This is a genomic window from Mesorhizobium sp. CNPSo 4661 (genome assembly GCF_057784215.1).
In genome coordinates this window covers 184,165-197,310 of sequence record NZ_JBWGIO010000012.1, presented here as the reverse complement: position 1 = coordinate 197,310, position 13,146 = coordinate 184,165, and the positions used below count along the sequence as shown (strand labels likewise).

The following is a 13,146-nucleotide window of genomic DNA, read 5'->3' as shown; positions in this document are numbered from 1 at the left end:
AACCTTCAGTTTGAGTTAATTCCACAATCGCGCACTAACGTTTCATTAACGCTGTTGCGCAAGTGCAACACATGATTGCATCAGAGTGGGACAGGAGACAATAAGGCAGCTCACATTGGCGCCGATTGTCGCAAAAAATCTGCGCAAAACGCGCAGCGGCCGCAGATCCAGCCTCAATTCCCATAGCGCGAAGCGATGTCGCGCGACAACGTCTCGCCTTCCTTCATATAGCGGGCGATGGCCTCGGTCGCCGAAGGCGTGCATTGCGTGTAGATGCCGCTGAAGGAGCGGTAGCCGCGGTTGAAGGAGGCGATGAAGCGGGCGCGCCGGTCGGGATCGGGGTTTTCCGATTCGAGCAGCTTTTCCATCTCGGTCCGCCACTGGTCGCCTTTCTCGCCGCACAGATTGCGCAGGAAATGCAGCGATCCCAGCACTTCCGCCAGCCGCATCAGCCCGGGCTCGAACGGCGCCTCGGCGGCAATCGCCGGCCGCGCGGCAACGGCCATGCTGACGGCGAGGCACGCGGCGAGAAGAGCAGAAGCGCGGGTCATCAAAGCCTTGGCGTGAGGGAGCTAAGGCTTTGTGGCGAAACATCTTGTCGCCCGCAAGGCGATTTTTTCGGTGTCTACGCGCCCGCGGCGGGCCCGAGCAATTCCTCGGCGACCGAGAATACGTCGCCCGCAAGCGGCATCTCAGCCATTTCCGCCAGCGTGTAGAACGCCGCCGTCTCGGCATCGTCGCTGGCCACGGGCTCGCCGCCGGCATAGGCCGCGCCGAACACGCTCAGCAGATAGTCGACCGCGTGGTTCTCGGCACGACCGTCGATATGGATGTCGCGCAGCGGCCGGTAACCTGTCGCTTCGAGCCCGGTCTCTTCCTGAAGCTCGCGCGCCGCGGCTTGCGCCAACGTTTCGCCCGGCTCGACCTTGCCGCCGGGATAGGCGTAGAGCCCTTGCGACGGCGCCCGCGCGCGCTTGACCAGAAGCACAGTGCCGCCGCGCACGACGGCGACGGAAACGGCCGGTATGATGATCCTGCGCTGTTCCATGCGGGCCGATCTTTCTGCAGCCTTTTGTGGACCGATTGGGCGAAACAAGCTTTAGCCGTTGCGGCGCGGCGGTTCCATCGCCACTTTCATGGCACGTCAATCGAAGAGCCCAGATTCATGTGCGGACGCTTTGCCCTGACCGCCACGCCGGACCAGACCGCCGCCTTCCTCGGCCTTGCCGAGCTGGAGGAGTTTCCGGCGCGCTACAACATCGCGCCGACGCAGCCTGTGCTGATGGCGCTTGCCGGGCCGCAGCGGGAACCTGGCTCGAACCTGCCGGACCGCCAGGCGATGCTGGTGCGCTGGGGGCTGATTCCGGCCTGGGTCGAGGACACCAGGGCATTTCCGCTGCTCATCAACGCCCGCTCCGAAGGGGTGCTGCAAAAAGCGTCCTTCAAGACCGCCATGCGCCACCGGCGCTCTCTTGTGCCGGCATCGGGCTTCTATGAGTGGCAGCAGTCGGGCAGCTGCAAGGGGCAACCCTACTGGATCCGCCCGCGACGCGGCGGCGTGGTCGCTTTCGCCGGCCTGATCGAGACTTATGCCGAACCGGGCGGCTCGGAGATGGACACCGGCGCTATACTGACGACTGAAGCCAATGCCGGCATCGCCCATATCCACGACCGCATGCCGGTGATGATCGAGGAACGCGACTTCGCCCGCTGGCTGGATTGCCGCACGCAGGAGCCGCGCGACGTGCTCGATCTGCTGAAGCCGGCGGAACCCGATTTCTTCGAGGCTGTCCCGGTTTCCGACCTGGTCAACAAGGTCGCCAACACCGGGCCGGAGATTCAGGAGCGCGGCATCGTTTCGCCGCAAGCCGAAAAGCCCAGGCGCCAGATGCCTGGCGCGGACGAAAACCAGATGAGCTTATTCTAGCGAAGGTTACCAGCCTGGCGAGGCTGCTTCCGGAGGCCTTCATCTCCTGGGCGCACTCTGGCGCCCTCATCGCCGGCATCCCCATTGTCGGGGACCGTGCCGGTCGTGCCTTTTCAGGCAGCGCGCGGCGAAACGATCTTCTGCGCGGGCTTCTTCTTCTTCGCGGTGTGGAGGAGGGCCGCGACGATTGCCGCCGGGCCGATCGCGCGGTAGTGGCTGGCCAGTGCGGGCTGCGTTTGTCGGATCTGTTCCTGCTTGTTGCGAGCCATGATTCTCTTCCCTGGTAACGGTTTCGTGTTGAGCGTTTGGCGGCCGATTCCGACCAAATCGTGACAACTGGCGGTCTAGCCGGCGAATGTTTCATCACTGTGCCGACATGTTTAATAAAATGTTTCGGCCTGTCTTTACCTGTGATTCAGCGACGTCTTTCCTGAGCGGAGCGACTTGACGGCAACACTCGCCGGCGCGATAAAGCCGCGCATGAAAACGTCTTTCGCCATTTGTGGCATTTGCATTATTGGCTAGCCTCGCGCTGGTCCGGACGTTTTCGCCTCATCTTTACCCAGATCGGAAAAACGCCCCGGCCAGCAGGCTGGAGCCTGCTTTGCGCCTTCGGCGCGGAGCTGGTTTCAGTGAACCCAAACCAAGGACCGGGACCGCATGTCTGACGCATCGAAGGGCCTCAGCCTCTACAACACGCTGACGCGGGCGAAGGAGCGTTTCGTTCCGATCGATCCGCACAATGTGCGCATGTATGTCTGCGGCCCGACCGTCTACGACTTTGCCCATATCGGCAATGCGCGCCCGGCGATCGTTTTCGATGTGCTTTTCCGTCTGTTGCGCCAAGTCTACGGCGAAAGCCACGTCACGTATGTGCGCAACATCACGGATGTCGACGACAAGATAAACGCCAGGGCGCTGCGCGACTTCGGCGGTGAGATCGCGGCCGGAAAGCTGTCGCTGAACGATGCGATCCGCAAGGTCACCGAAAAGACTGCCGACCAGTACCACAAGGATGTCGCCGCGCTTGGCTGCCTTGAGCCGACCTACGAGCCGCGCGCGACCGAGTTCGTCGCGCCCCGGGCCGACGGCAAGGCCGACATGCTGTCGCTGATCCGGCAGCTGATCGAGCGCGGCCACGCCTATGTCGCCGGCGGCGAGGTGCTGTTCGACACCGGCTCGATGCCGGACTATGGCGAATTGTCGAAGCGCAATCTCGACGAACAGCAGGCGGGCGTGCGCATCGCGGTCGATGCGCACAAGAAGAACCCCGGCGATTTCGTGCTGTGGAAATTGTCTTCGCCCGAAGAGCCCGGCTGGGAGAGCCCATGGGGCAGGGGCCGGCCCGGCTGGCACATCGAATGCTCGGCCATGTCGGCCGCCTATCTCGGCGAAGTCTTCGACATCCATGGCGGCGGGCTGGACCTGATCTTCCCGCACCACGAGAACGAGATCGCCCAGTCGCGCTGCGCGCACGGCACCAACGTCATGGCCAATGTCTGGATGCACAATGGCTTCCTGCAGGTCGAAGGCCAGAAGATGTCGAAGAGCCTCGGCAACTTTTTTTCCATCCATGAGCTGCTGGAGACCGAGACTTTCGGCGGCAGGAAATGGCCTGGCGAGGTGCTCAGGCTGGCGATGCTGATGACGCACTATCGCGAGCCGATCGATTTCTCCGTGCGCAAGCTGGAAGAGGCGGAAAACACGCTGCGCAAGTGGAAGCGCGCGGCGGATCTGGCACCCGCGGTCGCGAAGGACCTGCCGGCGGAGGTGGTGGAAGCGCTGTCCGACGATCTCGCCACCTACACAGCCTTCCAGCGGCTGACGCAGCTTGCCGGCGAGGCAAGCGATGCCGGAGGCGAGAACGCCGCCGCTTCGCTGAAGGCGGCGCTGGCCTTCCTCGGCTTCGATACGGGCGCGGCCAAGGTGGACGAGGTTGCCGTGGCCAAGGCGATCGCGGATCGTCTGGCGCTGATCGCGGCGAAGAACTGGCCGGAGGCTGATCGGGTTCGTGACGAGCTGCTGGCGCAGGGCGTGCAGCTGAAGGACGCCAAGGACCCGGTCACCGGCGAACGCGTGACGAGCTGGGAGATCAAGCGGTGAGGGTGGATGCTCGCATGATGGAGAGGTTTGAGCGAGGCCCCCCTCTCTGTCCTGCCGGACATCTCCCCCTCAAGGGGGGAGATTGGACGTCGCCTTGGCTTTCGCCAATCGCCGACGTTGAAGGTCGGGCGCCGTCGGCGAAGCTGCTGATCTCCCCCCTTGAGGGGGAGATGCCCGGCAGGGCAGAGAGGGGGGCCTCGCGATGACCCATCATCGGGTATCCCCGATCAATCGCGGCAATGCGCGCAAGATGCGCAAGGAAATGACAGATGCCGAACTGAAGCTCTGGAACGAAGTCCGGGCACACAGGCTGATGGGCCTTTCCTTTCGGCGGCAAATGCCTATCGCAGGTTATATCGTCGACTTTGCTTGCCCTGACAAAAAGCTGATCGTCGAGATTGATGGTTCGCAGCACGCTCATGAAGAAGTTTCGGCTTCCGACGTCGTGCGAACCACGAAGCTCGAAACGTTAGGCTGGACCATCCTGCGCTTCTGGAACGACGACGTGATCCGCGATATCGACAATGTCTGCCAGCATATCGTCATCGTGGCCGGCCTGGCCGATGCGCCCGCGCCACCAACGGAGGATCTCGTCCTATGATCGATCATCTGGGCATCACCGTTTCCGATTTCGGCGCCTCGAAGGCTTTCTACGACAAGGCGATGGCGCCGCTGGGGGCTTCGCTGCTCTACATGGTGCCTCAGGAATATACCGGCGGCGCCAAGGTTGGCGGCTATGGCCGCGACCGGCCGGTGTTCTGGCTGAGCGACAGCACGGACAAGCCGAGATCGACCCAACACGTCGCCTTCACCGCGCGCAGCCGCGCCGAGGTCGACGCCTTCCATGCGGCAGCACTTGCCGCCGGCGGCAAGGACAATGGTGGACCTGGCCTGCGCCCGCACTATCACCCCAACTATTACGGCGCCTTCGTCTTCGATCCCGACGGCAACAACGTCGAGGCAGTCTGCCATGATCCGGAGTGAGCCCCAAAAGCAGCCCATGATCGGGAGTGTGTCATGAGCCTCGACAACCGGCCGGTCTACACCGGCGGCTGCCAATGCGGCGCCGTGCGCTTCCGCGTCGAGGGCGCGCTTGGCGACGCCTCGGTCTGCCATTGCCGCATGTGCCAGAAGGCGAGTGGCAATTTCTATCTGCCGCTGGTTTCGGTGCGCGGCGCCACGCTCGACTGGACGCGCGGCGAACCGAAACGCTTCCGCTCGTCGAATGCCGCCTGGCGCGGCTTCTGCGCCGAATGCGGCACGCCGCTGACCTTCGAGGCATCGGACGGCATGGCGCTGGCGATCGCCGCCTTCGACGATCCAACGGGCATCGCGCCGACCATCCAATGGGGCGTCGAAGCAAAGCTTCCCTACGTCGACGGTATCCCGAAACTGCCGTCTGAGGACACGATGGCCGATATCGCCTCGGCGCCTTATCTCGCCGAACTCGTCTCCTACCAGCATCCCGATCACGACACCGACCAATGGCCGCCGGAGGAAAGACCATGACCGATCAAGTTCGAACAGGCGGCTGCCAGTGCGGCGCTGTGCGCTTCCGCATCAAGGGCAAGCTCGGGCGCCCGTCCATCTGCCATTGCCGCATGTGCCAGAAGCAGTTCGGCTCCTTCTTCGGCGCGTTGGTGACGGTGCCGAAGGACGGCGTCGAATGGACCCATGAGGAGCCGAGCTATTTCCAGTCCTCGGTCAACATCGACCGCGGCTTCTGCGCGCGCTGCGGCACGCCGCTGACCTATCGCCAGCCGGGCGCGCTGGAGATCGCCATCGGCGCCTTCGACGACCGCTCCGACCTCGCGCCCCAGATCCAGGTCAACTACGCGGTTCGCCTGCCCTGGGTGGAGAAGATCTTCGAGGCGCCGGTCCATGACGACCCCGATTTCTATCGACGTCAGGAGCAGATCATCTCCTTCCAGCATCCCGACCACGAGACGGCCAACTGGCCGCAGCAGGGCTTGAAACTATGACGATCCACAACAGTTCCTTGCGCACGCTCTATCCGGAGATCGAGCCGTTCGAGTCCGGCATGCTCGATGTCGGCGACGGCCACACCATCTATTGGGAGCGCTGCGGCACCAAGGGCGCCAAGCCCGCCGTGTTCCTGCATGGCGGTCCGGGCGGCACCATCTCGCCGAAGCACAGGCGCCTGTTCGACCCGAAACTCTACGACGTCGTCCTGTTTGACCAGCGCGGTTGCGGCAAGTCGGCGCCCAACGCTTCGCTGGAGGCCAACACCACCTGGCATCTCGTCGCCGACATCGAGCGCCTGCGCGAGATGGCGGGCTTCGACAAATGGCTTGTCTTCGGCGGCTCCTGGGGCTCGACCCTGGCGCTCGCCTATGCCGAGACGCATCCGGAGCGCGTCAGCGAGCTCGTCGTGCGCGGCATCTACACGCTCACCCGCGCCGAGCTCGAATGGTACTATCAGTTCGGCGTCTCCGAGATGTTCCCGGACAAGTGGGAACGCTTCCTGGCGCCGATCCCCGAGGCCGAGCGCGGCGACATGATGGCCGCTTACCGCAAGCGGCTTGTCGGCTCCGACCGCAAGGCTCAGGTCGACGCGGCTCTTGCCTGGAGCCTGTGGGAAGGCGAGACGATCACGCTGTTGCCCGAGCCGGAGACAAGCACGCCGTTCGGCCAGGACGACTACGCGGTCGCGTTCGCCCGCATCGAGAACCATTATTTCGTCCATGCCGGCTGGCTGGAGGAGGGACAGCTGCTGCGCGACGCCTGGAGGCTGAAGGACATCCCCGGCACCATCGTCCATGGCCGCTACGACATGCCGTGCCCGGCAAAATATGCCTGGGCGCTGCACAAGGCCTGGCCGAAAGCGGATTTTCATCTGATCGAGGGGGCAGGGCACGCCTATTCGGAGCCCGGGATTCTGGATCGGCTGATCCGGGCGACGGATCGGTTCGCTGGCGGCAATGCAACTTAGGTACGTCGAAAGCTGAAAAAAATGGGCGAAATACTCACTGGCGGGTGTCAATGCGGCGCTATTCGCTACAGCGCGCGTAACGCCGCCGATCCCGCAATCTGCCATTGCCGGATGTGCCAGAAAGCTGTCGGCTCGGTGTTTTGGCCCTTTTTCAAAGTGCATCTTCCGGATCTCGAATGGACTCGTGGCCGGCCAGCCCTCTACCGCAGTTCGGAGGTGGGAGAACGTGGCTTCTGCGCCGAATGCGGAACCCCGCTGACTTTCTGGCATGTAAATGTCGAAACAATCGACCTTTCAATAGGCAGTCTCGACGACCCCACGCGCTTGGAACCAATTCGGCAACATTGGGCTGGGGCTCGCATGCCATGGTTCAATCGATTGGCCGGCTTGCCGGAGGTGAAAAGTTCAGCTTCTCCGGAAGAGATTCTACGCCGCCGCCCCTTTCAGCATCCCGATCATGACACGAGCGAATGGTCGACCCCAGGAAATCTCCGATGAAGCAACGCCTTTATCTCTTCGACACCACCCTTCGCGACGGCCAGCAGACGCCGGGCATCGACTTTTCCGTCGAGGACAAGATCGCCATCGCCAAACTGCTCGACGCGTTCGGCATCGACTATGTCGAGGGCGGCTATCCCGGCGCCAATCCGACCGACACCGCCTTCTTCCAGAAGAAGCGGACGGAGAGCGCGAGATTCGTCGCCTTCGGCATGACCAAGCGGGCAGGGGTCTCGGCTTCCAACGATCCGGGGCTGGCAGCGCTGGTGCAGTCGAAATCCGACGCCATCTGCTTCGTCGCCAAGAGCTGGGACTATCACGTGCGTGTCGCGCTCGGCTGCACCAATGAGGAGAACCTGGAGTCGATCAAGACCTCGGTTGAAACGGCGGTCGCGGCCGGCAAGGAGGCGATGGTCGACTGCGAGCATTTCTTCGACGGCTTCAAGGCCAATCCCGATTACGCGCTGGCCTGCGCCAGGACGGCCTACGAGGCCGGCGCGCGCTGGGTGGTGCTGTGCGACACCAATGGCGGCACGCAGCCTTCGGAAGTGCGCGAAATCGTCGGCAAGGTGATCGCCGGCGGCATCCCGGGCGATCATCTCGGCATCCATGCTCATGACGATACAGGTCAGGCGGTGGCGAATTCGCTGGCCGCCGTCGAGGCCGGCGTGCGCCAGATCCAGGGCACGCTGAACGGCATCGGCGAGCGCTGCGGCAACGCCAACCTGATCTCCATCATCCCGACGCTCTCGCTGAAGCCCGCCTTCGCCGATCGCTTCGAAACCGGCATCTCGGCCGAAGCGCTGACCGGAATATCGAGGCTTTCCCGCGCGTTCGACGAATTGCTCAACCGCGCGCCGGAAGCGCAGGCGCCCTATGTCGGCTCCTCGGCCTTTGCCACCAAGGCCGGCATCCATGCGTCCGCTTTGGCCAAGGAACCGGCGACCTATGAGCACGTGCCGCCGGAAGCCGTCGGCAACCGTCGCCGAGTCATGGTTTCCGATCAGGGCGGCAAGGCGAATTTCCTTGCCGAGCTGAAGCGGCGCGGCATCGATGTACCGAAGGACGATCACCGGCTCGACGCGCTGATCGCAGTGGTCAAGGAGCGCGAGGCCGAAGGCTATGCCTATGAAGGCGCCGACGCCTCCTTCGAGCTGCTTGCGCGAAAAATGCTGCACGGCCTGCCGGAGTTCTTCAACGTCACCTCCTTCCGCTGCATGGTCGAGCGCCGCTTCGACGCAAACGGCAATCTGAAGACCGTCTCCGAGGCGATCGTGAAGGTCGAAGTCGACGGCGAGGAGAAGATGTCGGTGGCCGAAGGCCATGGCCCGGTCAACGCGCTCGACATCGCGCTGCGTAAGGACCTCGGCAAATATCAGAGCGAGATCGTCGATCTCGAGCTTGCCGACTTCAAGGTGCGTATCCTCAACGGCGGCACCGAGGCCATCACCCGGGTGTTGGTCGAATCGCACGATTCCACCGGCGCCCGCTGGTGGACGGTGGGCGTGTCGGAAAACATCATCGACGCCTCCTTCCAGGCGCTGATGGATTCGATCGTCTACAAGCTGATGAAGAACCGCGAAATGGCCGGGCTGGTGGCAGCGGAGTAGGGCTCCTTTCCTCGCCCCCGCAAGGCGGGGGAGAGGTGGCCCGGCGAAGCCGGGACGGAGAGGGGGGCGCCCTCCGCGAAGCCAGAGCCGATGCAAGACGGGGTGCGAGGCCGGTCACAAACCAGCTTTGTCCTTTGCGGCAAATTGTCAGCCGCCGCGCCGACCCCTCTCCGTCCCGGCTTCGCCGGGCCACCTCTCCCCACTGCGTGGGGCGAGGAACTTGCGCTCGCTTGAACCATCACAAGAAGTCCATTGATCCATCATAATTTTGTGATGGTCTTGGGCGGTCCGCTGGGCCATAGCGTTGGGCCATGATCACTGCTACAGCCGATCTCGATCAGGACGCCAGGGGTCGCCGCGGCTTCCTCCTGGCGCTTGGCGCCTATTTCCTCTGGGGGCTGCTGCCCTTCTACATGAAGGCGGTGGCGCATCTGCCGCTTGCCGAGGTGATCGCCAACCGCGTCGTCTGGTCGGTGCCGATCGCGGCGGCGGTGCTGATCTGGGCCGGCCGCACCGCCGACTTCAAGGCGGCCATCCGCTCGCCGAAGAGCCTTGCCATGGCGGCGCTGACGGCGGTGCTGATCTCGATCAACTGGGGTATCTATGTCTGGGCGATCGCTGTCGACCGTACCGTCGAGACCGCGCTCGGCTATTATATCAATCCGCTGGTCAGTGTCGTTGTCGGCGCCGTGCTGCTCGGCGAGCGGCTCGACCGGCTGCAGATCGCAGCGGTCGCGCTGGCCGCGATCGCGGTGGCGGTGCTCACCGTCGAGGCCGGCAAATTGCCCTGGGTCTCGTTGGCGCTCGCCTTTTCCTTCGCCGCCTACGGCTTCTTCCGCAAGACGCTGCCGATCGGCCCGAGCCAGGGTTTCCTGCTCGAAGTGCTTTTGCTCTCGGTGCCGGCGCTCTGCTACCTCGCCTACCTGATCGCCACCGGCCAGGATCATTTGATTTCCAGCACCGGCGCCGACGCCGCGTTGCTGATCGGCTGCGGCCCGGTCACCGCGGTGCCGCTGCTGCTGTTTGCCTTCGGCGCCAGGCTGCTGCGCTTGTCCACGATCGGCATCATGCAATATATCGCGCCGACCATGGTGTTCCTGATCGCCGTGCTGATCTTCGGCGAGCCGTTCGGCACGACACAGGCTATCGCCTTCGCGCTGATCTGGGCGGCTCTGGCCATGTATAGCTGGTCGATGTTCAGGGGCCGCGAGGTCCGCCAGGCAGCGCCGGCAACGAGATAGGATCGGCGCGCTACACCCGCCCCAGCCGCCGCACGATCTTATAAACAATGCCGGCGATGACGACCGAGATCGCCGTCACCACCCAGAAGCCGTGCGGCGTGTCGACCAGCGGCAACCCGCCGACATTCATGCCGAACAGGCCGGAGATGATGGTCATCGGCAACAGCACCGCCGTCATGACCGACAGGATATAGAGCAGCTGGTTCGACTGCTCGGTGAGTTTCGCCATCAGCTCGTCCTGCAACAGGCGCGTGCGCGCCTGCAATTGCTCGCCATCATGGTGCAGCGTGTGCGCCCGGTGCGAGAGCCTGGTCGCCATGTCGTTGATCGGGTCCGGCAATTCATTGCGATGCGAATGGTCGAGATGGCGGAAGAGGTTGGTGAGCGTCGCCATCTGCCGGTGGATCAGCACCAGTTGCCGGCGCGCGTCGACCAGCGCCTGGCGCTCATTATGCCATGCATCGCATACGATGCGGTCCTCGATGCCATCGAGCGTGTCGCCCATCTTGTCGAGCTCGGCCGCCATGCCGTCGAGCGACTGGCCCATCACCGCCTCGATCAGCTCGGCCGGCGTGCGGAATTTTCGCGTGCCGCTCTCCACCAGCTTGCGGACCTTGTCGACCGATTCCAGCGGTTGCTTGCGGGCGCCGACCAGCATCTTGTCGTTGAAGGCGAAGCGGAAGTGGGTGAGCCCGCGCGATTCGGCAAAATCGTGCCTGAGGTCGGGGAGGTCGCCATAGAGGAAGTCGTCCTCGAAATCGATCTGGCAGCCATGGCTGGGCGACAGGAAGGCATCGCGCACCGGCGTAGGCAAAGCCTGCTCGGCGCCGATCTCGTGGCGGGCGCGCATGTCGGTGATCTGGTAGCTGCGCCAGCTCCAGTGCGCCTCGGCGGGATCCTTGGTGCGGGAACCGTCGGCCTTGAAATGATAGAGGAAGAACAGCCCGTGCTCGTCGGGCAGGTAGGGCGAGAGGTCTGTGCCTTCGGCGGGGAGGGCGACGTTCATGACGGCTTCGCCGGCTCTTGATGCGGTCGGGGTCGCGGGGGGCGGCCAGGCAGCGTTTCTAGCATGCGCCACCCGGTTGGGTGTGACAGTTCGATGACGGCTGACGCCAGAGCCGGATGATTTCAGGTCGTCGACCTGAAATCTGAATCCGTCTCCAAATCAAAGAGATAGAGCATGATGTCATCCGAAAACCGCTTCACACTTTTCGGCGTCATGCTCTAGGCGGCTTCAGTCCTGATTTCGTGCGACCCAAAAAATTCTTCCGCGCCCCGGGAATAAACCCCGGGCCTTCCGGGTCTTGCTGTGTAGCGAGGCCATCCTCCCAAGGCACGCACCAACCAAACCGGAAGGAATACGCACATGAACAAGATCGTCTTTGCCGCAGCCGCCATTCTCGTCGCCACCAGCGGCGCCTTCGCCGGCAGCGACCACTTCTCCGCGACGAATGCCGGCCAGCAGGCCGTTGCCGTCGACATCACCACGACCGCTTCCATCGCGAAGCCCGAAATGGCCCGCCACGACATGAAGCCGGCGGCCAGGATTGCTGCGGAAGAGCCTGGCCAGGGCATTTGGGGTCACTGAGTTGGAGTGAGGGGCCAAAGGTCCTGATCCCTGTGTGAGGAAGGCACGCCTCACTCCGGGCTCCACGATCCGGAAGCCCCGATCTCCCGGCGCCGGACCGGTCTTCAGTCGGACCGGCCGGCGCCGGCTTCCGCAGTCGGCGGAGGGTCGCACCGGGCCCTCCGCCATTCTCTCATACCGCCTGAAACATGAAGCAAACCCGCAAGCCATAAGAGGAGATTTCTGATGTTTAATATGACACGCCGCATGGTGCTCGGATCCGCCGCCGCCGCCGCCGCCTTCGGCATTGCCGGCAAGCTGGAATTCGCGCCCGCGGCTCACGCCGAAACCCCGGTCGAGCCGCTGGTCGGCTTCTACAAATACAAGGTCGGCTCGCTCGAGGTCACCGCCGTCTATGACGGCATCTGGCGCAAGCCGCACGACCCGGCTTTCATCAAGGACGTGTCGGTCGACGACACCAAGGCAGCGCTCGCCAAGGCGGGGCTGACCACCGAGTTCATGCCGATCCCGCTCACCGTCGTCGTTCTCCAGATGAACGGCCGCACCATCATGATGGATGCCGGCTCCGGCGTCGGCCAGTGGCAGGCCAACGCCACGCATCTGCCGGCCAACATGAAGGCCGCCGGTATCGACTACAAGGCGATCGACACCATCATGATCTCGCATTTCCACCCGGATCATGTCTGGGGCCTGATGGAGAAGGGCACCAACGATCCGGTGTTCCCGAATGCCGAGCTCATCGTCAACGCCACCGAGTACAATTGGTGGACGGATCCGAGCCGCCTGGCCAAGCTGCCCGAGGGCCGCAAGCCCGCCGGCAAGCGCATCGCCGAGAACTTCCCGAAATGGAAGAACTGGAAGCTGGTCGACGACGGCACCGAAGTGGTGCCCGGCATCCGCCTCATGGCGGCGCCCGGCCATACGCCCGGCCATTCCGTCTACCATGTCGATGCCGGCTCCGAGCAGTTCCTCGTCTCGGCCGACACCATGTACGTGCCGGCGCTGCTCGCCCCGCATCCCGAATGGCAGGGCGCTTATGACCAGGACGGGCCGATGGCGATCGCCACGCGCCACAAGATCATTGACCAGGTGATCGCCGACAATGTCCGCATCTGCGGCTCGCACTTCCCGTTCCCCGGCACAGGCAGCTTCGTCAAGGACGGCAACGCCTACGCCTTCACCCCAACCCAGATCTGATCGGAATCGGATCCTGAACAGAAAGCGAC

General features: G+C 63.8%; 16 protein-coding genes. 12 read left to right on the top strand and 4 right to left on the bottom strand.

Features of this window, described 5'->3' with window-relative positions; translation table 11 throughout:
• Positions 1-173: 173 nt before the first annotated feature.
• Positions 174-551, bottom strand: coding sequence for a TIGR02301 family protein (locus AC0YKC_RS19795; protein ID WP_488512233.1), 378 nt, complete (start codon positions 549-551; stop codon positions 174-176).
• Between the two features lie 74 nt (positions 552-625).
• Positions 626-1,048: an NUDIX hydrolase gene (locus AC0YKC_RS19790; RefSeq protein WP_488512231.1), complete on the bottom strand. Its 423-nt coding sequence runs from the start codon at positions 1,046-1,048 to the stop codon at positions 626-628.
• Positions 1,049-1,165: 117 nt separating this feature from the next.
• On the opposite strand from AC0YKC_RS19790, the gene AC0YKC_RS19785 reads away from it, so the two are divergent.
• Positions 1,166-1,927 carry an SOS response-associated peptidase gene (locus tag AC0YKC_RS19785; RefSeq protein ID WP_488512230.1) on the top strand — a complete coding sequence of 254 codons (762 nt, stop codon included), beginning with the start codon at positions 1,166-1,168 and terminating at the stop codon, positions 1,925-1,927.
• Between the two features lie 113 nt (positions 1,928-2,040).
• Here AC0YKC_RS19785 and AC0YKC_RS19780 read toward each other — a convergent pair whose 3' ends face one another.
• Positions 2,041-2,196 (bottom strand): hypothetical protein, encoded by a 156-nt coding sequence (locus AC0YKC_RS19780; protein ID WP_488512229.1) that lies wholly within the window; start codon positions 2,194-2,196, stop codon positions 2,041-2,043.
• A 391-nt stretch (positions 2,197-2,587) separates the two neighbouring features.
• Between AC0YKC_RS19780 and cysS the strand changes: the two genes are divergently transcribed.
• The 9 genes from cysS (at position 2,588) to rarD (ending at position 10,332) form a co-directional block, all read left to right on the top strand.
• Positions 2,588-4,030 carry a cysteine--tRNA ligase gene (gene cysS, locus AC0YKC_RS19775; RefSeq protein WP_488512227.1) on the top strand — a complete coding sequence of 481 codons (1,443 nt, stop codon included), beginning with the start codon at positions 2,588-2,590 and terminating at the stop codon, positions 4,028-4,030.
• Between the two features lie 202 nt (positions 4,031-4,232).
• The gene (locus AC0YKC_RS19770; RefSeq protein ID WP_320294994.1) at positions 4,233-4,631 is read left to right on the top strand and encodes an endonuclease domain-containing protein; all 399 of its coding nucleotides are present in this window, start codon (positions 4,233-4,235) and stop codon (positions 4,629-4,631) included.
• On the top strand, positions 4,628-5,014 hold the full coding sequence (locus AC0YKC_RS19765) for a VOC family protein (protein ID WP_320294995.1): 387 nt from the start codon (positions 4,628-4,630) through the stop codon (positions 5,012-5,014). Before AC0YKC_RS19770 ends, AC0YKC_RS19765 begins: the two co-directional genes overlap by 4 nt.
• 33 nt (positions 5,015-5,047) lie before the next feature.
• Entirely contained in the window at positions 5,048-5,539 is a 492-nt protein-coding gene (locus AC0YKC_RS19760; RefSeq protein ID WP_320294996.1) for a GFA family protein, read from the top strand.
• On the top strand, positions 5,536-6,012 hold the full coding sequence (locus AC0YKC_RS19755) for a GFA family protein (protein ID WP_320294997.1): 477 nt from the start codon (positions 5,536-5,538) through the stop codon (positions 6,010-6,012). Before AC0YKC_RS19760 ends, AC0YKC_RS19755 begins: the two co-directional genes overlap by 4 nt.
• Positions 6,009-6,983 (top strand): prolyl aminopeptidase, encoded by a 975-nt coding sequence (gene pip / locus AC0YKC_RS19750; protein WP_488512226.1) that lies wholly within the window; start codon positions 6,009-6,011, stop codon positions 6,981-6,983. Before AC0YKC_RS19755 ends, pip begins: the two co-directional genes overlap by 4 nt.
• A gap of 21 nt (positions 6,984-7,004) precedes the next feature.
• Positions 7,005-7,481: a GFA family protein gene (locus tag AC0YKC_RS19745; RefSeq protein WP_320294999.1), complete on the top strand. Its 477-nt coding sequence runs from the start codon at positions 7,005-7,007 to the stop codon at positions 7,479-7,481.
• The gene (gene cimA / locus AC0YKC_RS19740) at positions 7,478-9,091 is read left to right on the top strand and encodes a citramalate synthase (protein WP_488512225.1); all 1,614 of its coding nucleotides are present in this window, start codon (positions 7,478-7,480) and stop codon (positions 9,089-9,091) included. Before AC0YKC_RS19745 ends, cimA begins: the two co-directional genes overlap by 4 nt.
• A 311-nt stretch (positions 9,092-9,402) precedes the next feature.
• Positions 9,403-10,332: an EamA family transporter RarD gene (gene rarD, locus AC0YKC_RS19735; protein WP_320295001.1), complete on the top strand. Its 930-nt coding sequence runs from the start codon at positions 9,403-9,405 to the stop codon at positions 10,330-10,332.
• Between the two features lie 10 nt (positions 10,333-10,342).
• On the opposite strand, the gene AC0YKC_RS19730 is transcribed toward rarD, so the two are convergent.
• Positions 10,343-11,338 carry a transporter gene (locus AC0YKC_RS19730; protein ID WP_488512224.1) on the bottom strand — a complete coding sequence of 332 codons (996 nt, stop codon included), beginning with the start codon at positions 11,336-11,338 and terminating at the stop codon, positions 10,343-10,345.
• 360 nt (positions 11,339-11,698) lie between these two features.
• Here AC0YKC_RS19730 and AC0YKC_RS19725 point away from each other — a divergent pair, with 360 nt between their 5' ends.
• Positions 11,699-11,920, top strand: coding sequence for a DUF680 domain-containing protein (locus AC0YKC_RS19725; protein WP_488512223.1), 222 nt, complete (start codon positions 11,699-11,701; stop codon positions 11,918-11,920).
• Between the two features lie 225 nt (positions 11,921-12,145).
• Positions 12,146-13,117 carry an MBL fold metallo-hydrolase gene (locus tag AC0YKC_RS19720; protein ID WP_488512222.1) on the top strand — a complete coding sequence of 324 codons (972 nt, stop codon included), beginning with the start codon at positions 12,146-12,148 and terminating at the stop codon, positions 13,115-13,117.
• The last annotated feature ends 29 nt before the right edge of the window (positions 13,118-13,146 follow it).

What these genes read in the sequence shown, in the direction of transcription:
- AC0YKC_RS19790 (WP_488512231.1), bottom strand. Translation starts at nt 1,048, where the DNA reads ATGGAACAGCGCAGGATCATCATACCGGCCGTTTCCGTCGCCGTCGTG.
- AC0YKC_RS19760 (WP_320294996.1), top strand. Translation starts at nt 5,048, where the DNA reads ATGAGCCTCGACAACCGGCCGGTCTACACCGGCGGCTGCCAATGCGGC.
- AC0YKC_RS19725 (WP_488512223.1), top strand. Translation starts at nt 11,699, where the DNA reads ATGAACAAGATCGTCTTTGCCGCAGCCGCCATTCTCGTCGCCACCAGC.
- cimA (WP_488512225.1), top strand. Translation starts at nt 7,478, where the DNA reads ATGAAGCAACGCCTTTATCTCTTCGACACCACCCTTCGCGACGGCCAG.
- pip (WP_488512226.1), top strand. Translation starts at nt 6,009, where the DNA reads ATGACGATCCACAACAGTTCCTTGCGCACGCTCTATCCGGAGATCGAG.
- AC0YKC_RS19745 (WP_320294999.1), top strand. Translation starts at nt 7,005, where the DNA reads ATGGGCGAAATACTCACTGGCGGGTGTCAATGCGGCGCTATTCGCTAC.
- AC0YKC_RS19755 (WP_320294997.1), top strand. Translation starts at nt 5,536, where the DNA reads ATGACCGATCAAGTTCGAACAGGCGGCTGCCAGTGCGGCGCTGTGCGC.
- AC0YKC_RS19765 (WP_320294995.1), top strand. Translation starts at nt 4,628, where the DNA reads ATGATCGATCATCTGGGCATCACCGTTTCCGATTTCGGCGCCTCGAAG.
- AC0YKC_RS19720 (WP_488512222.1), top strand. Translation starts at nt 12,146, where the DNA reads ATGTTTAATATGACACGCCGCATGGTGCTCGGATCCGCCGCCGCCGCC.
- rarD (WP_320295001.1), top strand. Translation starts at nt 9,403, where the DNA reads ATGATCACTGCTACAGCCGATCTCGATCAGGACGCCAGGGGTCGCCGC.
- AC0YKC_RS19785 (WP_488512230.1), top strand. Translation starts at nt 1,166, where the DNA reads ATGTGCGGACGCTTTGCCCTGACCGCCACGCCGGACCAGACCGCCGCC.
- AC0YKC_RS19780 (WP_488512229.1), bottom strand. Translation starts at nt 2,196, where the DNA reads ATGGCTCGCAACAAGCAGGAACAGATCCGACAAACGCAGCCCGCACTG.
- AC0YKC_RS19770 (WP_320294994.1), top strand. Translation starts at nt 4,233, where the DNA reads ATGACCCATCATCGGGTATCCCCGATCAATCGCGGCAATGCGCGCAAG.
- cysS (WP_488512227.1), top strand. Translation starts at nt 2,588, where the DNA reads ATGTCTGACGCATCGAAGGGCCTCAGCCTCTACAACACGCTGACGCGG.
- AC0YKC_RS19730 (WP_488512224.1), bottom strand. Translation starts at nt 11,338, where the DNA reads ATGAACGTCGCCCTCCCCGCCGAAGGCACAGACCTCTCGCCCTACCTG.
- AC0YKC_RS19795 (WP_488512233.1), bottom strand. Translation starts at nt 551, where the DNA reads ATGACCCGCGCTTCTGCTCTTCTCGCCGCGTGCCTCGCCGTCAGCATG.